The sequence below is a fragment of the Nocardia mangyaensis genome, from assembly GCF_001886715.1.
Classification (GTDB): domain Bacteria; phylum Actinomycetota; class Actinomycetes; order Mycobacteriales; family Mycobacteriaceae; genus Nocardia; species Nocardia mangyaensis.
Genome location: NZ_CP018082.1, coordinates 4579776 through 4605762 on the forward strand (window position 1 = coordinate 4579776; position 25987 = coordinate 4605762).

General features: G+C 69.6%; 26 protein-coding genes. 12 read left to right on the plus strand and 14 right to left on the minus strand.

The window, feature by feature from the left end:
• Positions 1-117: 117 nt before the first annotated feature.
• Entirely contained in the window at positions 118-1086 is a 969-nt protein-coding gene (locus BOX37_RS20845; protein WP_071929123.1) for a sigma-70 family RNA polymerase sigma factor, read from the plus strand.
• A 108-nt stretch (positions 1087-1194) separates the two neighbouring features.
• Here the strand turns inward: BOX37_RS20845 and BOX37_RS20850 are convergent, their stop codons facing one another.
• Both BOX37_RS20850 and BOX37_RS20855 read right to left on the minus strand, forming a co-directional pair.
• The gene (locus tag BOX37_RS20850; RefSeq protein WP_071929124.1) at positions 1195-3939 is read right to left on the minus strand and encodes a bifunctional acetate--CoA ligase family protein/GNAT family N-acetyltransferase; all 2745 of its coding nucleotides are present in this window, start codon (positions 3937-3939) and stop codon (positions 1195-1197) included.
• Positions 3932-5173 (minus strand): acetoin utilization protein AcuC, encoded by a 1242-nt coding sequence (locus tag BOX37_RS20855; protein ID WP_071931722.1) that lies wholly within the window; start codon positions 5171-5173, stop codon positions 3932-3934. The genes BOX37_RS20850 and BOX37_RS20855 overlap by 8 nt, the downstream gene beginning before the upstream one ends.
• A gap of 129 nt (positions 5174-5302) precedes the next feature.
• Here BOX37_RS20855 and BOX37_RS20860 point away from each other — a divergent pair, with 129 nt between their 5' ends.
• A complete protein-coding gene (locus BOX37_RS20860) occupies positions 5303-5989 on the plus strand; it encodes an iron-dependent transcriptional repressor DtxR (RefSeq protein ID WP_071929125.1) in 687 nt (228 codons plus the stop codon).
• A gap of 3 nt (positions 5990-5992) precedes the next feature.
• A complete protein-coding gene (galE, locus tag BOX37_RS20865) occupies positions 5993-6973 on the plus strand; it encodes a UDP-glucose 4-epimerase GalE (protein ID WP_071929126.1) in 981 nt (326 codons plus the stop codon).
• A 10-nt stretch (positions 6974-6983) separates the two neighbouring features.
• Here the strand turns inward: galE and BOX37_RS20870 are convergent, their stop codons facing one another.
• Positions 6984-8129, minus strand: a complete 1146-nt coding sequence (locus BOX37_RS20870) for a DUF4192 domain-containing protein (protein ID WP_084759909.1) — start codon at positions 8127-8129, stop codon at positions 6984-6986.
• Positions 8130-8278: 149 nt separating this feature from the next.
• Positions 8279-9013 (minus strand): sensor domain-containing protein, encoded by a 735-nt coding sequence (locus tag BOX37_RS20875; protein ID WP_240504965.1) that lies wholly within the window; start codon positions 9011-9013, stop codon positions 8279-8281.
• A gap of 202 nt (positions 9014-9215) precedes the next feature.
• Here BOX37_RS20875 and BOX37_RS20880 point away from each other — a divergent pair, with 202 nt between their 5' ends.
• From BOX37_RS20880 to BOX37_RS20900, 5 genes are all read left to right on the plus strand, one after another.
• A complete protein-coding gene (locus tag BOX37_RS20880; protein WP_071931725.1) occupies positions 9216-10160 on the plus strand; it encodes a PAC2 family protein in 945 nt (314 codons plus the stop codon).
• Between the two features lie 26 nt (positions 10161-10186).
• Positions 10187-12685, plus strand: coding sequence for a DEAD/DEAH box helicase (locus BOX37_RS20885; protein ID WP_071929127.1), 2499 nt, complete (start codon positions 10187-10189; stop codon positions 12683-12685).
• Between the two features lie 104 nt (positions 12686-12789).
• Entirely contained in the window at positions 12790-13905 is a 1116-nt protein-coding gene (locus BOX37_RS20890) for a type III PLP-dependent enzyme (RefSeq protein WP_071929128.1), read from the plus strand.
• Between the two features lie 7 nt (positions 13906-13912).
• Entirely contained in the window at positions 13913-15115 is a 1203-nt protein-coding gene (gene speD, locus BOX37_RS20895) for an adenosylmethionine decarboxylase (protein WP_071929129.1), read from the plus strand.
• Between the two features lie 159 nt (positions 15116-15274).
• Positions 15275-15835 (plus strand): hypothetical protein, encoded by a 561-nt coding sequence (locus BOX37_RS20900; RefSeq protein WP_156910476.1) that lies wholly within the window; start codon positions 15275-15277, stop codon positions 15833-15835.
• Positions 15836-15891: 56 nt separating this feature from the next.
• Here BOX37_RS20900 and BOX37_RS20905 read toward each other — a convergent pair whose 3' ends face one another.
• From BOX37_RS20905 to BOX37_RS20930, 6 genes are all read right to left on the minus strand, one after another.
• A complete protein-coding gene (locus BOX37_RS20905) occupies positions 15892-16104 on the minus strand; it encodes a tautomerase family protein (RefSeq protein WP_071929131.1) in 213 nt (70 codons plus the stop codon).
• Between the two features lie 13 nt (positions 16105-16117).
• Positions 16118-16858, minus strand: coding sequence for an SDR family NAD(P)-dependent oxidoreductase (locus BOX37_RS20910; RefSeq protein ID WP_071929132.1), 741 nt, complete (start codon positions 16856-16858; stop codon positions 16118-16120).
• A gap of 82 nt (positions 16859-16940) precedes the next feature.
• Positions 16941-17531: a TetR/AcrR family transcriptional regulator gene (locus tag BOX37_RS20915; RefSeq protein WP_071929133.1), complete on the minus strand. Its 591-nt coding sequence runs from the start codon at positions 17529-17531 to the stop codon at positions 16941-16943.
• A gap of 48 nt (positions 17532-17579) precedes the next feature.
• Positions 17580-18182 (minus strand): energy-coupling factor transporter transmembrane component T family protein, encoded by a 603-nt coding sequence (locus BOX37_RS20920; RefSeq protein ID WP_071929134.1) that lies wholly within the window; start codon positions 18180-18182, stop codon positions 17580-17582.
• On the minus strand, positions 18179-18859 hold the full coding sequence (locus BOX37_RS20925) for an energy-coupling factor ABC transporter ATP-binding protein (protein ID WP_071929135.1): 681 nt from the start codon (positions 18857-18859) through the stop codon (positions 18179-18181). Before BOX37_RS20925 ends, BOX37_RS20920 begins: the two co-directional genes overlap by 4 nt.
• A gap of 30 nt (positions 18860-18889) precedes the next feature.
• Complete coding sequence (locus BOX37_RS20930) at positions 18890-19492, minus strand: biotin transporter BioY (protein ID WP_240504966.1); 603 nt, start codon at positions 19490-19492, stop codon at positions 18890-18892.
• Positions 19493-19708: 216 nt separating this feature from the next.
• On the opposite strand from BOX37_RS20930, the gene BOX37_RS20935 reads away from it, so the two are divergent.
• Entirely contained in the window at positions 19709-20773 is a 1065-nt protein-coding gene (locus tag BOX37_RS20935; protein ID WP_084759913.1) for a helix-turn-helix transcriptional regulator, read from the plus strand.
• Between the two features lie 13 nt (positions 20774-20786).
• Here BOX37_RS20935 and BOX37_RS20940 read toward each other — a convergent pair whose 3' ends face one another.
• From BOX37_RS20940 to BOX37_RS20950, 3 genes are all read right to left on the minus strand, one after another.
• The gene (locus BOX37_RS20940; protein ID WP_240504968.1) at positions 20787-21500 is read right to left on the minus strand and encodes a S1 family peptidase; all 714 of its coding nucleotides are present in this window, start codon (positions 21498-21500) and stop codon (positions 20787-20789) included.
• An 8-nt stretch (positions 21501-21508) separates the two neighbouring features.
• Entirely contained in the window at positions 21509-21730 is a 222-nt protein-coding gene (locus tag BOX37_RS20945; protein ID WP_156910477.1) for a hypothetical protein, read from the minus strand.
• A 100-nt stretch (positions 21731-21830) separates the two neighbouring features.
• Positions 21831-22739: a hydrogen peroxide-inducible genes activator gene (locus BOX37_RS20950; RefSeq protein ID WP_071929138.1), complete on the minus strand. Its 909-nt coding sequence runs from the start codon at positions 22737-22739 to the stop codon at positions 21831-21833.
• Between the two features lie 111 nt (positions 22740-22850).
• Here BOX37_RS20950 and BOX37_RS20955 point away from each other — a divergent pair, with 111 nt between their 5' ends.
• From BOX37_RS20955 to BOX37_RS20965, 3 genes are all read left to right on the plus strand, one after another.
• A complete protein-coding gene (locus tag BOX37_RS20955) occupies positions 22851-23438 on the plus strand; it encodes a peroxiredoxin (protein WP_071931728.1) in 588 nt (195 codons plus the stop codon).
• Positions 23439-23480: 42 nt separating this feature from the next.
• A complete protein-coding gene (gene ahpD / locus BOX37_RS20960) occupies positions 23481-24020 on the plus strand; it encodes an alkylhydroperoxidase, AhpD family (protein ID WP_071929139.1) in 540 nt (179 codons plus the stop codon).
• A 127-nt stretch (positions 24021-24147) separates the two neighbouring features.
• Complete coding sequence (locus tag BOX37_RS20965) at positions 24148-24849, plus strand: PhzF family phenazine biosynthesis protein (protein WP_071931729.1); 702 nt, start codon at positions 24148-24150, stop codon at positions 24847-24849.
• Here the strand turns inward: BOX37_RS20965 and BOX37_RS34165 are convergent.
• On the minus strand, positions 24846-25946 hold the full coding sequence (locus BOX37_RS34165) for an RskA family anti-sigma factor (protein WP_071929140.1): 1101 nt from the start codon (positions 25944-25946) through the stop codon (positions 24846-24848). The two genes, BOX37_RS20965 and BOX37_RS34165, sit on opposite strands and share 4 nt — an antisense overlap.
• Between the last annotated feature and the right edge of the window lie 41 nt (positions 25947-25987).

Below are 25987 nucleotides of genomic sequence, written 5' to 3' on the forward strand. Positions count from 1 at the left end.
CTCAGCCGTCGAAGGCAGAACCCGCAGTTCAGAGCTGTTTACCGGCCGCGGGATCGGGAACTTTCTGTATGTCGGGTCCGTTGATCGGAGTGAGACACCACCGACAGGAGGCAAGTCATGACAAGCCCCGCCACTACTCGTGTGCGCCCCAGCGAGTCCGATATCGACGCCCAGAGCCCCGCCGCCGACCTGGTACGCGTGTACCTGAACGGAATCGGTCGCACGGCACTGCTCACGGCGGCCGACGAGGTCGAGCTGGCCAAGCGCATCGAGGCGGGCCTGTATGCCCAGAACCTGCTCGAGACCGGCAAGCGGTTGACGGCGGCGCGCAAGCGCGATCTGGCGATCCTGGTCCGCGAGGGGCAAGCCGCCCGCTCGCACCTGCTCGAGGCCAACCTGCGTCTGGTGGTGTCGCTGGCCAAGCGCTACACCGGCCGCGGCATGCCATTGCTCGACCTCATCCAGGAGGGCAACCTGGGCCTGATCCGCGCGATGGAGAAATTCGACTACGCCAAGGGCTTCAAGTTCTCCACCTACGCCACCTGGTGGATCCGGCAGGCCATCACTCGCGGTATGGCCGACCAGAGCCGCACCATCCGCCTGCCCGTGCACTTGGTCGAGCAGGTCAACAAGCTCGCCCGGATCAAGCGGGAATTGCACCAGCAGCTGGGCCGCGAGGCCACCGACGCCGAGCTGGCCAACGAGTCGGGTATTCCGGTGGAGAAGATCGCCGACCTGCTCGATCACAGCCGCGACCCGGTGAGCCTGGACATGCCCGTCGGCAACGACGAGGAAGCCCCCCTCGGTGACTTCATCGAGGACTCCGAGGCCACCTCCGCCGAGAGCGCGGTCATCGCGGGCCTGCTGCACCACGACGTGCGCAGCGTCCTGTCCACCCTCGACGAGCGCGAGCAGCAGGTCATCCGCCTGCGCTTCGGCCTCGACGACGGCCAGCCGCGCACCCTCGACCAGATCGGCAAGCTGTTCGGCCTCTCCCGCGAGCGGGTCCGCCAGATCGAGCGCGAGGTCATGTCCAAGCTGCGCAAGGGTGAACGCGCCGATCGGCTGCGCGCCTACGCCAGCTGATCCCAAGAACCCGACGGCCCTGCGGGGTCGTCTTCCGAAACGCCGACCGGTGTCCGCGACCCCACCCCTCCGGGGTCGCGAGCCGGTCGGCGTTGTTCGTCGGCACGGTCAGGCCAACCGGCGCGGACCGGTGTCGAAACGGCTCGGTTCGGGGCCGATGCGGGCCCTGGCGTAGATGATCTCGGCCGAGGCGGGCGCGGCGAGCACCGGATCACACGAGAGCTCCCGCAGCTGCGGCAGGTCGTCGAACAGTGCCGAGATGCGTTGCGCCAGTTCAACCAGTGCCGCCTTGTCGACCGCGGTCCCCGCCGCCCCACCGGAGAGCAGCGGTGCGGCCCGTGGCGCCTCGATCAACGCGACGGATTCCTCGGCCGTGAGCGGCAGCGCACGGTAGGCGCGGTCGCCGAGCAGGTCGATGATCATGCCCGAGAGCCCGAACTGGATCACCGACCCGAACGAGGGGTCGTCGGTGACCCGCAAGACGCAGCCCACGCCCTTGGTCGCCATCTTCTGCACGTGCAGCAGCGGGTCACCGCAAATCCGGACCAGGTCGGTGTAGGCCTGGCGGACCGCGTCGGGCCCCCACAGATCGAGGCGAACCCCGAGCAGGTCGGGCCTGCGCCGCCACAGCTCCCCGGTGGCCTTCGCCGCGACCGGATAGCCGAGTTCCTCGGCGGCGACCACCGCCTGGTCCGCGTCGCGCACCGCCCGGAACTCCACCACATCGATGCCGTAGCACTCGAGCAGACGCGCCGCCTCCTCGTCGCTGAGCCACCGCCCACCCGATTCGGCCAACCAGCCCTCGACCAATGCCGCTGCGGCCGCTGTGTCGATGCCAGGCGGGCGTACGACCGGCGAGACGGGCCGGTCGCGCCATCGCGCGTAGCGGTCGACCCGGGCCAGTGCCCTGGCGGCCCGCTCGGGGTCGGGATAGGACGGAATGGAACCGCGGGCGGGCGCGCCGCCGGTGCTGCGGTCCGCCAGCTGATGCGGGATCCCCGCTTCGGCGACGAAGGTCGTCAGTACCGGCTTGTCCTGATCCGATGCCGTTGCGGCGGCGCGCAACGCGTCGCCGAATCCACCCATCGGCACGGGGACCGGCGGCGCGACCACGACGATCACCGCGTCGACCTCGTCGCTGCGCAGGGCGGCCGTCACGGCCTCCCGGTAGTCGGCCGGGGTGGCCTCCGGCCCCAGATCCACGGGTCCGTCGACCGCGGCGCTGCGGGCGTTGCGCTCGGTCGGCCGGGCACCGGGTCCGCGATCCACCGCGGTCACCGGCCGGTGCACGTGCAGGCCTTCACTGTGCGCGGCATCGATGGCGAGCCAGTTCAGTGCGGCGCTGTTGCCGATCACCGCGACGCGTGGCCCCCGCGGCAAGGGCTGACAGGCCAGCAACGCCGCGCAGTCGAACAGCTCCGAGATGGAGTCGACCTGGATGATCCCGGCCTGAGTGAACAGATCCCGCACCACCGTGCGATCCATGTCGGTGCCCGCCGCGAGCCGCCCACTGCTCACCGCGACGATCGGCTTGCCGCGCGCCACCCGCCGCGCCAGCCGGGAGAACTTGCGCGGATTACCGAAGCTCTCCAGATAGAGCAGGATCACCTCGGTGTCGGCGGCGGTGTCCCAGAATTGCAGCAGGTCGTTGCCGGAGACATCGGCGCGATTGCCCGCCGACACGAAGGTCGACAGGCCGAGATTGCGGGCGGCGGCCTCGCCGAGGATCGCCGCGCCGAGCGGACCGGACTGGCAGAAGAATCCGATGCGGCCGCGCTCGGGCAGCACCGGGGCCAGGGTGGCGTTGAGTCCGACGGCCGGGTCGGTGTTGGCGATGCCGAGCGCGCTGGGCCCGACCACCCGCATCCCGTGCCCACGGGCCGCGGCAACCAGATCGTGCTCGGCGGCCAAGCCTGCCGCACCGGTCTCGCCGAAACCCGCCGTGAGCACGACCAGTCCTTTGACGCCCTTGGCCATGCAGTCGTCGAGAACCGCGCCGATCGCGGCGGGCGGCACCGCGACCACGGCCAGATCGACCTCGTCGGGGATCTCGCGCACGGTGGCGTAGGCACGGACCCCGCGCACCGACCGCCGGTTCGGGTTCACCGGGAACACCGGCCCGCTGAAACCGCCGGCGAGCAGATTGGCCAGTACCGCGCCACCGACCCTGGTCTGCTCGGGCGAGGCCCCGATCACCGCGACCGAGCCGGGCGCGAGCAGGTTCCCCACACTGCGCGCCTCGGAGGCGGCCTCGCGCGCGTCGCGCACGGTGCGCAGCGCCTCGGTGGGGTCGATGGCGAATTCCAGATGCACCTCGGCGCCGTCGCGGCTGCGCTGCAGCTGGTATCCGGCGTCGCGGAACACCGTGATCATGGCCTCGTTCTCGGCTAGCACCTCGGCGACGAACGCGGCCACCTCGTTCTCGGCCGCCGCGCCGGCGAGGTGTTCGAGCAGCACCGAGCCGAGCCCGCGGCCCTGATGCTCGTCGGCCACCACGAAGGCGACCTCCGCCGCGCGCGGACCCGGCCGGGCGAGCAGCTCGTAGCGGGCGACGCCGATGATCGCCGTGCCGAGAACCGCGACCAGCCCGACTCGATCGCGGTAGTCCACGTGCGTGGTGCGGTACATGTCCTTGGGCGAGATCTGCGGGTACGGACCGAAATAGCGCAGATAGCGCGTGCGGTCGGAGAGCCCGGCGTGGAACGTCGCCAGGGCCGTGGCGTCGGCCGGCACTATCGGGCGCACCCGGACGACCCCGCCGTCGGCGGCGAGCACGTCGCCGTACCACTGTTGCGGTGGCGCAGGCGGATTCGCGGGCGTGTCCGGGGTGTCGGGCAGCAGTGGTTCAGTCACGGGGGTCCTCCGGGTCGAGCCCGAGCAGGCCGAAGGTCGACCGCCGGGTGGCCGTGATGGCGGTGTCGACCGCCCGCTGCGCGCGGATCTGACCCGCGTCGCCGATCTCGGGCGTCCCGCCGGGTCCGTCCCAGGGCCGGTAGGCGGTGTCGCCACCGTCGCCCATCGTCGTCGGCGGTTGCACGCGAGGCGCGGACGCGCGCACCTGCTCGATCCAGTCCTCGGGCACCGGAGTCTCCGGGGCCAGCGGCCGATCGAGCGCGGCGGCCAGCAGATGGGTCCAGGCGCGCGGAACCACCCGCACCACGCCGTATCCCCCGCCGCCGATCGCCAGCCACCGCCCCTCGGCGTAACGGTCGGCGAGCTCGCGCATGGCCAGGAAGGCCGCGCGCTGACCGTCGACGGTGAGTTCGAGATCGGCCAGCGGGTCTTCGCGGTGGGTGTCGACGCCGCACTGGCTGACGATGATCTGCGGCCGGAACGCCGCCACCGCACCGGGCACCACCGCGTGGAAACCCCGCAGCCACTGCGCGTCTCTCGTACCGGGCAGCAGCGGCAGATTGATCGAGGTGCCCTCCGCGGCGCCGAGCCCGGTCTCCTCCGGCCAGCCGGTGTTGGGCCACAGGGTCGCCGGATGCTGGTGCAGCGAGACGGTGAGCACGCGCGGGTCGGCGTAGAACGCGCGCTGCACACCGTCACCGTGGTGAACGTCGACATCGAGGTAGGCGATACGGTCATAGCCGTGATCGAGCAGCCACGAGATGGCGATCGCCGCATCGTTGTAGATGCAGAACCCCGCCGCCGAATTCGGCATGGCGTGGTGCATTCCGCCACCGATGCTCACCGCGCGCAGCGTCCGGCCCGCCGCGATCTCCCCGGCGGCGGCGAGCGTGCCGCCCACGATGACCGACGCCGCCTCGTGCATGCGCTCGAACACGGGGTTGTCGGCGGTACCGAGTCCGTAGGCGGTGTCCTCCGGCGTCGGTGGCCCCTGACCGGCCCGATGGACCGCCTCGATGTAGGCGCTGGTGTGCACCCGCATCAGATCGGCCTGGGTTGCCGCGGCGGGCGCCAGCGGCTCGATACCATCGAGCAAGCCCAGGCTTTCGGCCAGCGACATGGTGTATCGCAGCCGCGCCGGCTTCATCGGATGGTCCGGGCTCCAGGTGTAGCCGAGGAATCGCTCGGTCCACACGACGGTGCCGGAGTGTTCGCTACGCGGCGACGTGACCATGGTCGCCACGCTAGCCGGAAGCAGTGGACCCCGTGTGGCGTTGACATGCAGTAGAAATAGGGCCGCTGGTCCGGCACGCGGACCGGTGTTCGTGCGTGGGTAGAATTCGTGCCGACGAAGGGGTAACAGGTGAAGGATCTGGTCGACACCACGGAGATGTATCTCCGTACCATCTATGACCTCGAGGAGGAGGGCGTGGTGCCCCTGCGGGCACGCATCGCCGAACGCCTCGAGCAGAGTGGTCCGACGGTGAGCCAGACGGTCGCGCGCATGGAACGCGACGGCCTGCTGCTCGTGGCGGGCGATCGCCATCTCGAACTGACCGACAAGGGCCGCTCCATGGCCGTGGCGGTGATGCGCAAGCACCGCCTCGCCGAGCGGTTGCTCGTCGACATCATCGGCCTGGACTGGGAGAACGTGCACGCCGAGGCGTGCCGGTGGGAGCACGTGATGAGCGAGGAGGTGGAACGGCGCCTGATCGAGGTGCTCAACCACCCGACCACCTCGCCCTACGGCAACCCCATCCCCGGCCTCGACGAGCTCGGTCTCGGCACCGCGCCGCTCGCCGAGGAAACGCTGATCCGGCTCTCCGACCTGCCCAACGGCGCACTGCACGCGGTCGTGGTGCGCAGGCTGGCCGAGCACATCCAGACCGATCCCGAGGTGATCGGGCGGCTGCGCGAGGCGGGCGTGGTGCCCGACGCGCGCGTCACTGTGGAGACCAAGCCGGGCGCGGTGATCATCACAGTGCCGGGGCACAGCGGTTTCGAACTGTCCGACGAGATGGCGCACGCCGTCCAGGTGAGGCTGGTCTGATTCGTGAAACTTCTGGTCACCGGCGGAGCCGGGTACGTGGGCGGCGGCTGCGCCGCGGTATTGCTCGAACAGGGCCACGAGGTGGTCGTGGTCGACGACCTCTCGACCGGTAACCCCGACGGCGTCCCCGTCGGCGCCAGGTTCGTCGAGGGCGATATCGCCGTCGCGGCGCCGCGGTTGCTGCGTGCCGAATCCTTCGACGGTGTCCTGCATTTCGCGGCGCAGTCGCTGGTCGGCGAATCGGTGGAGCAGCCGGAGAAGTACTGGAACGGCAATGTCGTGAAGACGTTGACGTTGCTCGAGGCGATCCGGGAGACCGGGACCCCGCGGCTGGTGTTCTCCTCGACCGCCGCGGTGTACGGCGAGCCGGAACAGGTGCCGATCACCGAAGACGCGCCGACACGCCCGACCAACCCCTACGGGGCGAGCAAGCTGGCCATCGATCACGCCATCACCTCTTACGCGGTGGCCCACGATCTGGCCGCGACCAGCCTGCGCTATTTCAACGTGGCGGGCGCCTATGCCGGCCTCGGTGAGAACCGGGTCGTGGAAACACATCTGATCCCCCTCGTCCTGCAGGTGGCCGCGGGCCACCGCAAGGCCATCTCCGTGTACGGCAACGACTGGCCGACGCCGGACGGTACGTGTGTACGTGACTACATCCACCTTCGCGATCTGGCGCAGGCGCACCTGCTCGCGCTGGCCTCGGCGCAGCCGGGCGCTCATCGGATCTTCAATCTCGGTTCGGGCACCGGGTTCTCGGTGCGCGAGGTGATTTCGGCGTGCGAGCGGGTCACCGGTCTGCCGATCGAGGCGATCGAAGCACCGCGCCGCGCGGGCGATCCGGCGGTGCTGGTCGCTTCGAGCGAGCGCGCCGCCACCGAGCTGGGCTGGCGGCCCGAGCACAACGATCTCGACGAGATCGTCTCCGACGCTTGGGATTTCCTGCGTTCGCTCGGCTCGCGGGCGCACAGCGCCCGCTGATCGGGCCGACTCACCGCGCGATCGGGCCGAGATCGACCCCGAGATCGGCGGCGATCTGGTGACCGCAGTGGGCCAATGAGCGCAGCCGCTCGGGCCGCAGGCCGCTCTGCAACGAGGTCTCCAGCAGCACCGCCATCGGATGGTCGGCGTCGGCCTCGACCGCGGCGGTGAGCGCGACCCCGGCGAACGGCCCGTCCCCGCGCACGTAGGCGCTGAATCCGAGCAGGGCGGCCGCTTCGGCCCGGTCGGTACCCGATGTCGCCCTGGCCAGCTGGGTCCACAGCTGTTCGGCGGCCTCGGCGTGATCGCCCAGCGCCAGCCCGTACATCGCGTCGCGGACCGATCGATCACGCAGCGTCGCGGCCAGTCGCGCGAGTTCCCGCGCGGCCCGCGGTGCACCCGAGGCCGCGTCAGCGATCTGCCACAGCACCCATTCCAGTGCCCCGCGCTGATAGGGCGTCGCCCGTCCCATCCTCGTCGCCGCCGACAGACCGTCGCGATAGCGCGCCACGGCAGGCCCGATCCTGGGATGCACCTGTGCGCCGAGCGGCCGATCGGGCCGCAGCACCGCGGTCAGTTCACGCCGGGATCGGCGAATCTGTTTGCCGTCGAGGACATGGGCGAGCGCGACCGGCGACGACGCCGGATCGGGCACCCGACCCCCGGCGGCCGGATCGAACAGGCTGCGATAGCGCGCGCCCGCCGCGATGGCGGGCACCGACCAGGCGCCGCGTACCCCGATCCCGGTCGCGCCGAGCGCGTCGAGCAGCGCGGCGGCGTGCGCCGGAATCGGCCGGTCCTCGACGAGCACCGCGAGCACTCCGGTGGCCTGTTCGCGCGCGCAGATCGACTCCACGCACTCGGTGAACTGCTCGCGGTGCCGCGGATCACTCACCGCGTCCAGGTCGAAGCGCACGACCGCCTCGATCGCCGCGGCGGCGCCAGGGCTGGGCCGGCACAGCACGGCGACCACGAACGAACGTTCGGGAACGAAGCCCAGCATGGCGGGCAGGGCCGCGATCAGCTCGCCGGGCTGATCGACCCGCAGCCGCGGATCGATGGGATAGCCCGGGGTGGATTCGGCGCAGGCGAGCGCTCGAAAGAACGGCCCGGTGCGGTGGATCCGGCGGGTGGGATGGTTCGTCGAAGGCGTCATGGCTCCACGATGCCCACCCCCGTCCGCGGTACTCGATCGCCGACCTCGGCCTTCGACTGCCCTGTTGACAGCGCCGAGGCTGTGGAGCGTTCCCGGTCCACGTGTCGCGGGACGGCCGAAACTGTCACCGCCGTGTGGTAGCCGAGGCCTCAGCTGTCGTGGACCGCGCGCACGGTGGTTTCGAACATCTCCGCCACCGCGTCGGTGTCGGGTTCCCCGCCGCCGAAGGTCATCGAGGTGACAGTGATCCGCACGTCCCCGATCTGGCCGACCGAGGTCTGCATCGTCTGGGTGAGACCAGCACCGCCGACATCCGGAATCACCCTGCGCCGCAACGAGATCGCGTCATCGGCGCCCGACGGGACGAACTCGTCGAGCACCGTGGTGACGGTGGAGTCCGCGCCCGCTCGCCCAACCCGGATCCGCTCGCAGCCGCGCAGTCGTTCGCGCAGGCCGGACAACACTTCGGTGCTGCGCGCCAGTTCGACGGTGAGTGTGGAGCGGTTGGCGTCGTCGCTGCCGACCGCCACGGCCGCCGGTTCGGCGCCGATCTCGGCCTCGGGTGGCGCACACGCGGCCGGGCTGACGGTGGCGCCCGCGCCGACGCCGTCGAGATCACCCGCCGCGGCGCTGGCCGCCTGCGGCGGCAGCACCACGGCCGGATATCGGTCCGGGAACTGCTGCGGGGTGGGCAGCAGGTCGGCCAGCGCCCCCGCCACCGCGCGCACCGACATGGTGCTCTCGGCGACCGGTGTCCCGCTGACACTCTGCCCACAGCCGGTCAGCACCGCGACCGACACGATCGCCGCGGCCGCACAGCATCGGCGCACGAGCCCGCGTGCCCGGACGGCATCACCCGCACGACCGGCCCTCGTCTGCGCCACGTTCACACCGTCCACTGTGCCCCACGGCGGCGATCGGCACCGGTTGCGCCACGCCGGTGGGAATGCCGCGGCCGGACGGGCTGTTGGCATTCGAAGACGAGCCGTCCTCCGGCCGTGTGCGATGCGTCTGCTCGCGTGGGGGACAATGGAGAACGCCTCCCCCGCCGCGAGCGTTGGTGGACCGCGCAGGAAGGAGAACGCGATGGATGACCAGTCGCACATGTACGAGCTGGAGTTCCCGGCACCACAGCTGTCCTCGGACGACGGCGCGGGCCCGGTGCTGGTGCACGGCCTGGAAGGTTTCACCGATGCCGGACACGCCGTCCGCCTGGCGACCACGCACCTACGCGAGAGCCTCGAATCCGAGTTGGTCGCCTCCTTCGATGTCGACGAGCTGCTCGACTACCGCTCGCGCCGTCCGCTGATGACGTTCAAGACCGACCATTTCGCCGACTACGCCGAGCCGGAGCTCAACCTGTGGGCCCTGCGCGACACCACGGGCACCCCGTTCCTGCTGCTGGCCGGGCTGGAGCCGGACCTGCGCTGGGAGAAGTTCACCACCGCGGTGCGCCTGCTGGCCGAACAGCTGGGGGTGCGCCGCACGATCGGCCTGTCGGCCATCCCGATGGCGATCCCGCACACCCGCCCGCTCGGCGTCACCGCGCACTCCTCGGACCGTTCGCTGATCGGCGAGCACCAACGCTGGCCAGGTGAGCTGCAGGTGCCGGGCAGCGCGTCCTCGCTGCTCGAGTTCCGGATGGCCCAGCACGGGCACGAATCCGTCGGGTTCTCGGTGCACGTGCCGCACTACCTGGCCCAGACCGACTACCCCGAGGCCGCGCAGACCCTGCTCGAGAACGTCGCCGACAACGCCGGGCTCGAGCTGCCGCTCGCGGCGCTGGGCGAGGCGGCCGCGCGGGTGCGCGAGCAGGTCGCCGAGCACATCGCGGGCAACGAGGAGGTCGAGACCGTCGTCACGGCACTGGAACGCCAGTACGACAACTTCGTCACCGCCCAGGAACGCCAGTCCAGCCTGCTCGCCGGTGAGGGCGAACTGCCCAGCGGCGAGGAGCTCGGCGCGGAGTTCGAGCGCTTCCTGGCCGAGCAGGGCGGCTACGACGACACCGCCGGCGACGACAAGGCCTGAGCACCCGACCCACTAGGGTGGTCGGAGTGGATCTGACCGACCTGCTGGAAATTCCCGGGACCGACGCCGACGCGCTCTACGAGTCGTTCGCGGCGTGGGCCGCCGAGCAGGGCACCACCCTGTATCCGGCGCAGGACGAGGCACTGATGGAGCTGGCCTCGGGGTCCAATGTCATCCTGGCCACCCCGACCGGATCCGGCAAGTCGCTGGTGGCGGTCGGCGCGCACCTGTTCGCGATGGCCAACGGGCAGCGCAGCTACTACACCGCACCGATCAAGGCGCTGGTGAGCGAGAAGTTCTTCGCGCTGTGTGAGGTGTTCGGCGCCGAGAACGTCGGGATGGTCACCGGAGACGCCGCGGTCAACGCCGATGCCCCGATCATCTGCGCCACCGCGGAGATCCTGGCGAATCTGGCGCTGCGCGAGGGCGCGGCCGCCGAGGTCGGGCAGGTGGTGATGGATGAGTTCCATTTCTACGCCGACCCCGACCGTGGCTGGGCGTGGCAGGTGCCGATCATCGAGTTGCCGCGCGCGCAATTCCTGGTGATGTCGGCGACGTTGGGCGAGGTGGACTTCTTCGCCACCGATCTCGAGCGCCGAACCGGTCGCTCGACCGCGGTCGTGGCGGGCACCGAACGCCCTGTCCCGCTGACGTTCTCCTACGTGCGCACCCCCATCACCGAGACCCTCGAAGAACTGGTGACCACCCATCAGGCGCCGGTCTATGTCGTGCACTTCACCCAGGCCGCTGCCCTGGAACGCGCCCAGGCGCTGACCAGCGTGAATCTGGCTTCCCGGGCGGAGAAGGATGCGATCGCCGCCGCCATCGGTGAGTTCCGGTTCGCTACCGGCTTCGGCAAGACGCTGTCGCGGCTGATCCGGCACGGCATCGGCGTACACCACGCGGGCATGCTGCCCAAATACCGCAGACTGGTGGAGAAGCTGGCCCAGGACGGCCTGCTGAAGGTGGTGTGCGGCACCGATACCCTCGGCGTCGGCATCAATGTGCCGATCCGCACGGTCTTGCTGACCGGCCTGACCAAGTTCGACGGCGTGCGCACCCGCAGGCTCAAGGCGCGCGAGTTCCATCAGATCGCCGGGCGTGCCGGTCGCGCGGGGTTCGACACCATGGGCACCGTCGTGGTGCAGGCACCCGAGCACGAGGTGGAGAACGCGCGGCTGATCGCCAAGGCGGGCGACGATCCGAAGAAGCAGCGAAAGATCCAGCGCCGCAAGCCACCCGAGGGTTTCGTGTCCTGGAGCGAGGAGACCTTCGACCGGCTGGTCGTCGCACAGCCCGAGCCGATGGTCTCGCGCTTCGCGGTCACCAATTCGCTGTTGCTCAACGTGATCGCCCGCCCCGGCAACTGTTTTGTCGCGATGCGCCATCTGCTCGAGGACAACCACGAGCCGCGCCCGGCCCAGCGCAGGCACATCCTGCGCGCCATCCGGCTCTACCGCGCGTTGCGCGATGCCGGTGTGGTGCAACAGCTCTCCGAGCCCGATGCCACTGGCCGCAGGGCCCGGCTCACCGTCGACCTGCAACGCGATTTCGCCCTCGATCAGCCACTCTCGCCCTTCGCGCTGGCCGCGTTCGAGCTGCTCGATCGCGAGAATCCCACCTACACACTCGATGTCGTCTCGCTGATCGAAGCCACGCTCGAGGACCCGCGCCAGTTGCTGATGGCCCAGCAGCACAAGGCCCGAGGCGCCGCGGTCGCCGAGATGAAGGCCGACGGGATCGAATACGAGGAGCGCATGGAGCTCCTGGAAGAGGTCACCTGGCCCAAGCCGTTGGCCGAGCTGATCGAACCCGCGTTCGAGACCTACCGGGCCGGGCATCCCTGGGTCTCGGAGTTCGCGCCCTCGCCGAAGTCGGTGGTGCGCGACATGATCGAACGCGCGATGACCTTCGCTGAGCTCATCTCGTTCTACGAACTGGCTCGCTCGGAAGGCGTGGTGCTGCGCTACCTCGCCGACGCCTACCGCGCACTGCGACGCACCGTGCCCGACGCCGCGCGCACCGAGGAACTCGGCGACATCACCGAATGGCTCGGCGAGCTGATCCGCCAGGTCGATTCGAGCCTGCTCGACGAATGGGAACAGCTCACCAATCCGGGCGCGGAAACCGATACCGAGCAGATCGCCTTCGGCGCGGAATCGGTGCGCCCGATCTCGGCCAACGAACGCGCCTTCCGGGTGATGGTGCGCAATGCCATGTTCCGGCGCGTCGAGCTGGCTTCCCGGCGGCGCTGGTACGACCTCGACGAACTGAGCCCGGGGCCGGACTGGGCCGAGGACTTCGCGCCCTATTTCGACGAGTACGCCGCGATCGGCACCGGCCCCGACGCGCGCGGCCCGCAGCTGTTCCAGGTGGACAAGCGCCCCGGCTTCTGGCACGTACGCCAGGTGCTCGACGACCCGGCGGGCGATCACGGCTGGGCGCTGACCGCGATCGTGGATCTGGAGGAGTCCGATGCCGCGGGCGAGGTGGTATTCGACGAGGTCACGGTGTCAGCGGGCTGAAACATAGCCGATCAACATGACCGAAGATGACGAATGTTTGACGGATTCGTTGTTGGGTAGGGGCCGCTGATAGTCTCTCCCGGCTGCCGACCGAAAGTTCACCGATGCCCGAATCCCCGTACCTTGTCCTCGACCCCGAACAGGTACGTGCCAACTACCGAGCTCTCGCCGACGCCGTGTCGGCACCCCGGTCTCGCGACACCCGGATCAGGTACGCGGTGAAGGCGGCGCCGGTCGACGAACTGCTCACCCTGCTCGACACCGAGGGCGCGGAGTTCGACGTCGCCAGCATCGGTGAGATCGACCAGTGCCTGCGCCTCGGCATCGACGCGGGCGCGCTCTGCTATGGCAACCCGATCAAGAAGAGCGCCCACATCGCGCGCGCCTTCGCCCTCGGTGTGCGCCGCTACGCCTTCGACACCGAGGACGATCTGGCGCGCATCGCCGAGCACGCGCCCGGCACCGAGGTCGAGTGCCGGTTCCTGTCGGCGGCGCCGGAGTCACGCACCCCGTTCGGCACCAAGTTCGGCTGTGCGCCGCGCGAGGCGACGCGGCTGCTCGTGCGCGCCCGCGATCTGGGCCTGACGGTGGCGGGCCCGTACTTCCACGTCGGCTCCCAGCAGCTCGATCCGACCGCCTGGCGGATCGGTATCGAGCAGGCGGGCCAGATCGTCTCGACGTTGGCGGACAAGGGCATTCGCGTGCCCGCGGTCAATGTCGGTGGCGGACTGCCGATCTCCTACGCCGAGGACGCTCCCTCGCTCGGTGAGATCGCCGCCGCGATGACCGACGCCGCCGCGCGATTCCTGCCCGAGAACACCGCGCTGGTCGTCGAACCCGGCCGTGCGCTGGTGGGTAACGCGGGCACCATCCACGCCGAGGTCGTCGGCGTTCGATTCGCGCCGGACGGCCGGCGCTGGGTGTATCTCGACATCGGCCGATACAACGGTATGGCCGAGACGGAGAACGAGTACATCGCCTATCGATTCGTCACCGATCGCGACGGCGATCCGGTCGGCGAAGCGGTGGTCGCGGGTCCGACCTGCGACGGAGACGATGTACTGTATCAACGCACGCGAGTCCTTCTGCCGACCACGTTGCGAGCCGGTGACCGGATCCAGATCCTGCACACCGGCGCCTATACCGCGAGTTATTCGTCGGTGTCCTTCAATGGTTTTCCGCCCTTGACCGTTCATGTCTCGGGCGCTGAGCGAGAGTGAGTTTGCCATGACGGCGGAATTCACCGGTTGGCACGTGCTGGCCGAGTTCGGTGGTGTCGACACAGACCTGTGTGACGATCTCGAACGACTCGAATCGGCGTTGCGTGAGTCTCTGGTTGCCGCGGGCGTCACCATCTGCGATGTCGTTCACAAGAAGTTCGAACCGCAGGGGGTGACCGTCCTCGCGCTGTTGTCGGAGTCCCACGCCTCGATTCACACCTATCCGGAGTCCGGCGACATCTTCGTCGACGTCTTCACCTGCGGCACCATCGGTGCCGGCGCGACGAAAGCCGTGGACTTGCTGCGAGACAAGTTGTCTCCCAAGGAAGTTCGAACCAAGGTCGTCCAGCGCGGCCACGGCGCGGAGAAGATCTACGAACCGGTGGGCGAGGGCCTGACCCGGATCTGGGATCTGCACGAGGTGATCGTCGACACGAACACCCCGTTCCAGCACATGGTGATCGCGCGGACCGATCAGGGCATCTCCCTGTTCTCCGACGACGACCGCCAGTCCACCGAGTTCTCCCAGCTCACCTACCACGAGGCCATGATGGTCCCGGCGTTCGTGCTGGCCGAGAAACTGGACCGGGTGCTGATCATCGGCTCCGGCGAGGGTGTGGCCTCGCAGATGTCGGTGGCCGCGGGCGCCACCCTGGTCGACCATGTCGACATCGACCAGCGCGAGGTCGAACTGTGCGCGCGGCACCTGCCCTACGGGTACACCCCCGAGGAGTTGGCCGCCGCGGTCGCGGGCGAGGGCCCGATCCGCGTGCACTACGCCGACGGCTGGGACTTCCTGGCCAAGGCGCAGCAGGCAGGTACCCGCTATGACGTGATAGTCATCGATCTGCCCGACGAGCGCGTGGAGGACGCCCAGCACAACCGTCTCTACGAGTCGGAGTTCCTGTCCCGATGCCGGGCGCTGCTCGCCCCCGGCGGCGTGCTCTCGGCCCAGGCCGGGTGCGCGACCCTGTGGCGCAACGAGACACTGAAGCGCTCGTGGGGCCGGTTCAACGCCCAGTTCACCACGGTGGTGCCCTACGGCAGCGACGAGCACGAGTGGACCTTCCTGTTCGGCCTGAACGAGAAGATCGACGACCCGGTGCGCGGCATGACCGACCGCCTGGCCCTGCTCCCCTACCGCGCCGAGACCATCGACGCCCGCGCACTCGAGCGCGGCGCGATCGAACCGTACGCGCTGCGCCGCTGACGCGACGCCCACGGCGGTGACCCCGACATTCCGGGGTCACCGCCGTTCGTCGTTGTTGAACAATCGACCGCTCGGTTGCCGATTCCACCGGTCCGCCGCCGCGTGTCGAGCGACACTGTCTGTACCGAACACTTCGGGACGAACAGAATCGAGTCGCCAGTGACGCAGACATCGTTGTCCGCGAACGGCCTGATGCCCGTGCGCACGCCGTCCGCTCACCGCCCCCGGCTGGACGCGCTCTCGGCCGCCGGACCGGCCGCGTTCGGCCCGCGGTTCGCCGCGGCGCCCGCGGTGACGGCCGCCGACTTCGCGCGGCTGGACGGCGATCTGGCCATGCGCTCGTTCCCTGGGTCCGGGGAGCGGGTACTCGGCGCGTTGATGGCGCGGCCCGGGTACTTCTGGGTGGGCAAGTCGTTTCGTCACGTGGATGCGCAGACGGCGCTCGGCCACAACGTCTTCCGTGCCCTTGGTGGCGTCCGTGCGCTGAACTTCGTTGCCACGGTGGGCGCTTCCGTGGTCGACGGGCAGTCCGCCGTACTGCTCGACTACCGCGATCCCCGGGTGGGCTCGGGCAGTCCGGCCCGGCGGATCTATGACGAGTTGCGCGAGATCGAGCCGGGCCTGTGGCTGGGGCCGAGCTACTTCGCGACCAGGGGGCGCCTGATCTCGATGGGGTGGTTCGCCCTCGACGCCTCGGTCCCGTTCGACACTCTCGCCTGAATCGACGACGAGCCGGGTGCGGGTGTGACCCCACACCCGGCTCGCGGTGGCCGGACTCAGCCGAGCGCGGCGCGGCGGGCGCGATACTCGGCGACGTTCACTCCGCCCACACCCCAATCCGTCAGCGGCACTTCATCGATCACGACGAAGGTGCTGTCGGGATCCTTGCCGAGAACGTCGTGGAGCAGATCCGTGACGCCCTTGATGAGCCGGCTCTTCTGCTCCGGGGTGACCCCTTCGTCGGTGACCTTGATGTTGACAAACGGCATGATGATTTCCTTTCTAGGCCGCTCTACCTGCGATGAACCCGCCGTCGACGGGGAGAATGTGGCCGGTGACGAATTCGGCGTCGGCCAGGTACAGCACCGCGGCCGTGGTGTCGGCGACCTCGCCGATGCGCGCCAGCAGGGCGAGGTCGGCGGCCGAGCCCACGTCACCGTCGCCGAACAGCGGAGTGCGGATGACGCCGGGCGCCACGGCGTTCACCCGGATTCGCGCCGGCGCCAGTTCGGCGGCCAGGCTGACGGTGAGCGCGTGCACGCCGCCCTTGCTGATCAGCGCCGCCGAGGCGGGCAGGCCGGTCAGGGCGTGGTCGATCAAGACGGTACCGATATTGACGATGCTGCCGCCCGCGCCCTGGTCGAGCAGGTGGCGCACCACGGCCTGCGTGGTGAAGTAGGTGCCCTTGAGGTTGCCGCCGAGGTAGCGGTCGAGGTCGGCTTCGGTGACGTCGACGAACGGGGTCGAGCCGAACACGCCCGCGCTGTTGATCAGCACGTCGACCCGGCCGAAGCGATCCAGCGCGGTGCGCACGTATGCCGAACCCGTTGCGGGCGAACCGATGTCGCCCACAACTGTCGCCAGCCGGGTGGGCGCGTCGAGCTCGGCCGCGACGTCGGCGAGCCTGTCGGCGTCGCGCCCGCCGAGCACGACGGAGTCGCCGCGGGCGAGGAACGCGCGGGCGACATCGCGACCGATGCCGCTGGAGCCACCGGTCACGATGACCGTCTTCGGTGTCGACATGTTGCAGTCTTCCTCTCGATTGAATACGACCGGTCGTCTTGGACTCGAGGTACGGAAACGACCGGCAACGAACACGTGATGGTCAGGGACGGAAGTAGTCGTCCAGGAGTCGATGCAGGCACTTGTCGAGCGGGTCCACCGTCCGGTCGATCTTCATCCGGATGACCGCGCCCTCCCACGATTCCAACAGCAGGTCGGCCAGGTCGACGGCATCGATATCGGTGCGCACCGTGCCCTGTTCCTGCGCGGCGCGCAGCGCGTCCGCCACTCCGTCTCGCCAGGCCGCCCACGCCGCCGACAGCGCGGAGCGCAGGATCTCGCTGCCTTCCAGTTCACCGCCGAGGTTGGCGATCAGGCAGCCGCCGGTGAAATCGGCCGCGACGAAATCCTCGGTCAGCACGGCGAAGAACGCGCGCACGCCGCTGAGCGGGTCGGGCGCCGAGGCGAAGGCCGCGGCCAGATTTCGCTGCACACACAGCGAGTGATGCTCGATCACCGCCTGCGCGAAGCTCTCCTTGCTGTCGAAGTAGTTGTAGAACGACCCCTTCGGCACGCCGACCTTGTCGAGCACCTGCTTGATGCCGGTGCCGTGATAGCCGTTGGCGAGCAGGCCGACCGCACCCTCCTCGATGAGGAGGGCTCGCGTGTCGTCGCTACGCCGTGGTCGTGCCATGCGAGGAACTATACGACCGGTCGTCTACTAATGGCAAGTGCCGCACATTCAGTCGTCGTCGACGCCGCGCGCGGCCAACGCCTCCCCCATCGCGTCGGCGGTCCGCAACGCGCGCACCAGCACCGGCGTGACCAGGGCGGTCGCCGACCAGGAGACCCCGCGCGCCCGCCGCGCCTGGGCGACATCGTGCACGATGCCCGCCAGCAGCGGCACACACCGAATGGCCAGCGCCAGCAGCACGCCCACCCGCTCCGGGTCGACGCCGATACCGCGTAGGGGGCGCAACGCGCGGGTGAGCGCGTCGAGCATCGCGGTGACCCGAGTCGTCACGGTCACCAGCGCCGCGAGTGCCACCGAGATCACCAGGGCCCCGCACACCACCACCGCGCGCTCGACCGATGTGGTGAGCAGCTGGAAGACCGCGATGATCACCGTCATCCACAGCACGGGGCGCAGCTGGGCCACCGCCACCCGCCAGGAGATGCGCGCCAGCGCGAACAGCCCGGCCACCGCCACCGCGACGACGGCGATGCCGAGCGGACTGCGCACGAACACGGTCATCGCGACGATCGAGGCCAGCAGCAGTGCCAGTTTCACGCCCGCGGGCAGCCGGTGCAGCAGCGAGTCGCCGGGGCAGTACAGCCCGATCATTCGATCAGGCGACGATAGGCGCCGACCGCGTCGGCCGGCGCCCCGTCGAACACCACGCGGCCCTCGTCGAGTACCACCACCCGGTCGAAGCCGTCGAGCAGGCCGAGCTGGTGGGTCACCACGATGACCTGCTGATCGAGGGAGTTCAGCGCCTCCGACACCCGGCGCGCATTGCGCAGATCGAGCAGCGTGGTCGGCTCGTCGGCGACGATCACCTCGGGTTCGCGGATCAGCGCCGAGCCGATGGCGAGCAGCTGCTTCTGCCCGCCCGAGAGCAGGTGCGCGGGATGGTCGGCGTGCGCGGCGAGGCCGAAGCGGTCGAGCATCCGCTGGACGCGGGCCGCGATCTCCGGTTTGCCGAGCCCGCTGCGGCGCAGCGAGAACGCGAGGTCCTCGGCCACGGTCGGCATCACGATCTGGGTGTCGGGGTCGGTGAACACGAAGCCGACCTTGCGCCGCACCTGCGCGCCCTTGCGGGCGGCGTCGATCCCGTCGACGGTCACCGTGCCGGTCGAGGGCTTCAGCAGCCCGTTCAGCATCCGCGCCAGGGTCGACTTGCCCGAGCCGTTGGCGCCGATGAACCCGACCCGCCGCTCGGTGATCCGCAGGTCGATCGCGCGCAGCACGGTCCGCTCGCCGAAGTGGTGGCCCACCCCTTCGACGACGATCTCGCTCACGATGCCCGCCCGCGATGGCACGCGGCGCGATCAGCCACGGATCAACCCGGGATAGGCGCGGTGCACGCCTTTGGCCACGACCGTGGCGATCACGACCTTGGCCAGATCGCCGGGCACGAACGCGAAGTTGGTCGAGATGGCCGCCCACAGGCCGAGATCGGCGCGCACGAGCAGGCCGACGGTGCCGAACAGGTAGATGATCACCACACCACCGAGAGCGTTGATCAACAGGCCGAGCACGATCGGGTACTTCGGCAGGATCCTGGCGGTCAGCCAGCCGATCACCAGCGTCGCGGGAATCCAGCCGATCAGATAACCGGCCGTCGGCGAGGCCAGCGCGGTCAGACCGGTGCGCCCACCCGAGAGCAGCGGCAGTCCGATCAGGGTCAGCGCGATGAACACCGCTACCGCGGCGGTACCCTTGCGCGCGCCGAGGACCGCGCCGGTGAGGATCACGCCGAGCGTCTGCAGGGTGATCGGCACGCCGCTGAACCCGACCGTGATCGCCCCCGGCAGCCCCATGGCCGCGATCAAGGCCGCGAACACCGCGATCTGGGCCATGTCCCTGGCGGTGAACCCGGTCGCCGGGGACTTGGCCTTCGGGGACTTCTCGACTTCGGGCACGGCAGACATCCTTCACAGCAGACTTGAACGACGTTCAAAATAGCAGGCGAGCAGGCACTGCGGTGCCGCCAGGGAGGCCGCCGACCTTTCCGGCAGGGGTGTAGATCAACTAAGCTCGATGGGTTGGAACAACTCGGGTGGCGTTCGCCGCACGACGACATCGCGTGAGCATTTCGTCACCGAGGAAGGGCCACCATGTCGATTGCGCTACAACGATTTTCGAACATGATCGCCGCGATCTACAGCGCCGGCACCGACGCGGACCGATGGGATGGGGTGATCCACGAGATCACCGAGGCTTTCGGTGCGGTGCACGGCATTCTCGTCATCGCCGAACCCGCCACCGACCGGTTCGCGGTCAAGACCGCCGGTCACGATGCCCCCACGCCGATCACGGTCCACTTGAGCCGGGTCGCCGAGCTCGTCCACCACCTGCCCACCGGGCTGGCCGCGACCAGCGACGATCTGTTCGCCGCGCGGGAGCAGTGCGGCGCGCCCGCCGACCGGGCGAGTGCCAACGGCCTGGCCAACAGCTTCCTGGTCCGGCTCAGCGACGATGTGCCGTGCTCGTTCCTCTGTCTGACCATGGCCGACCACGCCGCGATCGCCGGACATTCGGTGGGCCTGGCGCTGTTGCGCGTGCTCGTGCCGCACCTGCACCGTGCCCTGTGTTCCCGCTCGGAGTTGATCGAGTTGTCCCAGGAGCGGGCCATGGCGCTGGCGACACTGGAACAGACGCCCTACGGCATCATGATCATCACCGCCGACGCCGCCCTCGTGTTCGCCAACTCCATGGCCACGGACATCACCTCACGGGCCGACGGGCTGGCGGTCGATGCTTTCGGGTACCTGCACGCCGCCCCTACGACGACACACCATCGGTTGCGCCGCCTCATCGAGAGCGCGGCCAGCTCCGAGCGCGTCAGCGGCAATGTGGCCGTGCCGCGCGCGTCCGGCGGCCGGCCACTGATCGTGCGGATCACCTCACTCGACGGCGACGCCGGCACCGGGCCCTGGCAGCGATCGGCGCTGGCGCTGGTCATCGATCCAGAACACGACCCGGACCCGGATCCGGCTGTGCTGCACGAGGTGTACGGGTTGACCGAGGCCGAGACGACGGTCGCCATGGCCGTCCTGCGCGGCGACGGTCTCCCGGCGGTCGCCGATCAACTCTCTGTCTCGGTGTACACCGCACGCACGCACCTGCAGCACATCTTCGCCAAGACGCACACGCACCGCCAAGCCGAGTTGGTACGGCTGCTGCTGACCAGCGCGGTCGCCGCGCCGTGAAGTCCGGTGCCGATCACACCGGGATGAAGCCGGCTCCTGTCCCGCCGCGTGCGCCGACGTCGTCGAGGATCGTGGTGAAGTTGGCACCCACCTGTGGTCCCAGGCACGGCACGCCGATATAGCCGTTGACGATGGCCACCAGGGTCGATCCGACGACCACCGGCGCGCCGGAGTCACCGACGATCACGCAGATCTGGGTGAGGGTCCAGGTGGCGGTGTCGAACACGTCGCCGTAGACCAATCCGCAGGTCTGGCCGGTGGTTCTGCCCTCCTTGCAGGCGATGACCGGGAACTGCGCCGGAACGCCGATCCCGGAGATGGATGTCGACCCGACGTGGCTGACCGGAGTGACCAGACCCGGATCGAAGACGATGACCGCGTAGTCGAGATCGTTGCTCACGAAGTCGACGGTGCCGAGCGTGCCCGCGTCGGGATCGGCCTCGGCGGCCACTCCCGCGCCGGGACTCGCACAGTGCCCCGCGGTGAATCCGACCGTCCGACCGGCACCATCGGTGCCGATCGTGGTCAGTGTGCACACCGAGCCGTCCCCCAGGACGATGCCCGATCCGCCGCCGAGTGCCACCGGCGGCGCTGCCTGGGCGACCCCGACACCCGCCCAGGCAAGGACGAGCGCGGCGGCGAGAATCCACCACCGGCGCGCCCGCGCGATCGGGGCACTCTCGCACCGGAGCGCGGGAGTGCCTCGGCTACTCCTGTGTACGGACATGCGCGGGGTCAGACCACGCACACCGGGTACAGGATGGGCAGCGTCACCAGGATCGGGACGCAGGTGAGCAGCGCGCCCGGAATCGTGATGAACGGTGAGAGCACCGCGGGCTGCACGGGCACCGGGACGGGGTCCGCCACGGGTGCCGCGCCGGCTGCGCCGGCGCCGAGAGCGATCAACGGCGCACAAGCGAACACCGCGAGGGTGGAGCGAATCTTGTTGTTGATCATGGCCATTCCTTCGAACTGTCTGAACTGTCGGGGCCGGGGATCGGCACCTCATCCAGAACAGCACCGATCCCGGGCCGCGGCGTCGTTCGAACAGATGAAATCAGTGCGGTCGCTTCGAGCGGATCACCGCGGCGAGGTACTCGTAGTCGTCGGCGCGGGCCGAGGACGCGCGGTAGGCGAGGCCGATGGTGCGCCCGGGCGCGGGCGCGGCGAAGCGCGCGGTGTCGAGGGTGCCTCGGGCGGTCTCCGCAGGCACGGCCATCTCCGGAATCAATGTCACGCCGAGCCCGCCCGCCACGCACTGCACGACGGTCGTCAGTGACGCGGCGCGCGTGTCACCGACCGCGCCGGGGTGCACGTCGGCGGTCCGGCACAGATCCAGGGTCTGGTCGCGCAGGCAGTGTCCCTCGTCGAGCAGCAGCAACGGCAGATCGGCCAGCGCCGGGGCAGCCAGGTCGGTGCGACCCGCCAGCTCGTGCCCGCGCGGGGTGACCAGGACGAACTCCTCGCTGTAGAGGGGGATCTCGACCAGCCCCGGCGCCTCGGTGGGCAGGGCAAGCAGCGCGACGTCGAGCACGCCGGTGCGCAGGCCGTCGAGCAGCCGTGCGGTCTGGTCCTCGACCACCTGGGGCACCAGGCCGGGCACCTTGCGGCGCAGTTCGGGCAGCAGTTCGGGCAGCACGTACGGCGCGACGGTGGGAATGATGCCGAGGCGCAGCACGCCACCGAGGCTGTCGCCGGTGGCCGAGGCCACGAAACGGTCGGCCGCCTCGAGCGTCGCCATCGCCTGCGGCAGCAGCCGCATCCCCGCCGCGGTGACCAGCACGCGGCGGGTACTGCGCTCGATCAACTGGATCCCCAGTCCGTTTTCCAGTGATGCCAGGGCCTGCGATAGCGTGGGTTGGCTCACAGTCAAACGTGCTGCGGCGGTACCGAAATGCCGGTATTCGGCGACGGCGACGAACGCACGCAGCTGCGACAGGGTTGGCTGATAAGTCTGATCAGTCACGCCTATCAGTGTACGACGAGCAATCGGCTTTACCTTTCAGTAGGCTTTCGGCAAGATCCCCCACGGGCTCATACGACGAGCGCGATCACACCACTGAATGAGGAGATGAGCATGGCTCTGCTGACCATCGGCGACCAGTTCCCGGCATACAACCTCAAGGCCGTCATCGGAGGTGACCTGTCGAAGGTCGACGCGCAGCAGCCCGACGACTACTTCACCCAGATCACCAGCGACGATCACGCGGGCAAGTGGCGCATCGTGTTCTTCTGGCCCAAGGATTTCACCTTCGTCTGCCCCACCGAGATCGCCGCGTTCGGCAAGTTGAACGAGGAGTTCGCCGACCGTGACGCGCAGGTCCTCGGCGCCTCGGTCGACAACGAGTTCGTGCACTTCCAGTGGCGCGCCCAGCACGAGGATCTCAAGACCCTCCCCTTCCCGATCCTGTCCGACCTCAAGCGTGAGCTGGCCACCGCCGCCGGTGTGCTCAACGCCGACGGCGTCGCCGATCGTGCGACCTTCATCGTCGACCCGAACAACGAGATCCAGTTCGTCTCGGTGACTGCCGGTTCGGTCGGCCGCAACGTCGACGAGGTGCTGCGTGTGCTCGACGCCCTGCAGTCCGACGAGCTGTGCGCCTGCAACTGGAAGAAGGGCGATCCGACCATCGACGCGGGCGAACTGCTCTCGGCCAGCGTCTGATCCACCTTCCCCACCGATACACCCCAGAGGAGCCCCACTGTCATGAGCATCGAGAACCTGAAGAACTCCCTTCCCGAGTACGCCAAGGACCTCAAGCTCAACCTGTCCTCGATCGCGCGCACCACCGTGCTCAGCGAGCAGCAGCTGTGGGGCACCCTGCTGGCCTCGGCCGCCGCCACCCGCTCGGCCACCACGCTGCGCGAGATCGCCGAGGAAGCCGCCGACACGCTGTCGGCGGAGGCTTACGACGCCGCGCTGGGCGCCGCCTCGATCATGGGCATGAACAACGTGTTCTACCGCGGCAAGGCGTTCCTGGACGGCCGCTACGACGATCTGCGCGCGGGTCTGCGGATGAACATCATCGGCAACCCGGGCGTCGACAAGGCCGATTTCGAGCTGTGGTCGTTCGCGGTGTCCTCGATCAACGGCTGCGCCCACTGCCTGGAGGCGCACGAGAAGACGCTGCGCGAGGCCGGCGTCTCGCGTGAGGTGATCTTCGAGTCGCTGCGCGCGGCGGCCATCGTCGCCGGTGTCGGCCAGGCGGTGGCCTCGACCGAGGCGCTGGCCGCGGCCGCCGTCTGATCTCTCGATCCCGCGTCAGGCCCCGATCCGGTTTCCGGATCGGGGCCTGACGCGTTCGCCGGGGCGGACACGTGCGCGCGCTGTCGGTTCGGCCGGGGTGTCGGAGCGGGCCGGTAGGCTCGCGATCATGAACGCACATGATGTGCCCGATGCCCCGGACATCCAGGTCGAGGTCGTGCGAGTGTTCACCGATCCGGCCGGCGGGCAGGGCAATGCCCTCGGCATCGCGCGGGCGGGCGACGTCGTCGCCTTGGACAAGCAGGAGCTGGCCGCGCGGCTGGGTTTCAGCGAGACCAGCGTGGTCTCGCAGCCCGTCGACGGCACGGCCGACGTGCGCATCTACACCCCCACCATCGAACTGCCCTTCGCCGGGCATCCCACCGTCGGCACGGCCTGGTGGCTGGCCGCGCAGCACCAGCCGGTGCACACCCTGCGGGTCTCGGCCGGGCCGGTGACCGTCACGCAGACCGACGGCCTCACCTGGATCACCGCCAAGGCCGAGTGGGCGCCGGATTTCGACTTCCAGCAACTGGATTCACCCGACGAGCTGACGGCGTTACGAGCCGAGGACTTCACCGAGGGCCAGCACTACTTCTGGGCCTGGACCAACGAACCGCGCGGTGCGCTGCGCTCACGCATGTTCGCCCCCTCGATGGGCATCGCCGAGGACGAGGCCACCGGCGCGGCGGCGGTCGCGCTCACCGCGAAGCTGCGCCGCGGCCTGGTGATCACCCAGGGCGGGGGCTCGCAGCTCTACACCGAGTGGGATTCCGACGGCTGGGTCCGCCTGGGCGGCCGGGTCGCCGAGGACCACGTGGTGGTGCTCTAGCGTTCGCTGCCGAAGCGGCGCAGCCACGGTGGCCTGGTCGTCCAGTGACCGCGCCGCGGCGATGTATCGGCGGTCCCGAGGTCGGCCAGAATTCGTGATTCCAGCTGTCGCGGTGGCGTGTGCTGGTCGTCGGCGGCCAACCGGGCAAGAACCTCGTGGACAGTGCGCACGCGGTCGGCGAAGCGAGCCAGGCTCGGCGGGGTGAGCGTGGCGAGCTTGTTCTCGATGTGGTGGTGCTCGAGTTCGGCGACCGCGTCGAGGGCGTAGGCGTCGGCCAGCGCGAGCATCGACCCCGGCGGACTCCACGGACCGCGGGTGCCGAATCGGTCCATCCGCTGCTCGGCGAGCTGTTCGACACCCTCGGCGAGCAGCCGGTTGACCAGTGGCACACGCAGCCCCAGTTCGCGCCCGATCGTCCGGTAGGTGCGTCCGCCGTAGTAGGCGAGGACGAACACCTCACAGTGGCTGTCGAGCGGGTCGTCGAAGCCGAGGCGCGCCGAGGCCGCGAGCCACGGCACATCGTCACCGTCGTGGCGGTCCAGCCGCAGGCGCTGGACGGCGAGGCGATGGACCTGGGCGAGCAGCCAGGTCTGTTCGGGGTCGAACGGGGCGCCGGTGTCAGCGGGCGGCGTGGGAGTCTCGGTGTAGGTGACGCCGGTGCCGAAGGCGATGTCGACGGCAGGCGTGGTCTCCTCGGTCGCGGGTCCGACATCGGTGTCCGACCGTGGTTCGGCGGCGACGTAGGCCGAACGGCCCCACGGTGTCCCGAGGTCGGGGGCCGGGACCCGTTCGCGCTCGGCGGGTCCGGGTTCGGTGTCGGGGGAATCGACGGCGTCGGAATCGGATTCGGCCTGGGCGGTGTCGTCGCCGACGATCCAGGGCGCGGCGCGCAGGCGGCGATATCCCTCGCGGACAACGTCTTCGGCCGCTCCGCGACGATGCAGCACCCGCAGGGCCAGCCCGAACGCGGCAGCTCCGGTGGCCTGGTAGAGCGCACGGAGCGCGTCGTGATCGTCGGCGCCCGCGGAGATCTCGGGGGTGGGCGCGCCGAGGCCGCGGACCCCCGGCACCGGCTCGGGACCACGCTGCCCGTTCATCGTCGAATTCCTGTCCGCACAAGGGCAATTCGCAGCGCGGA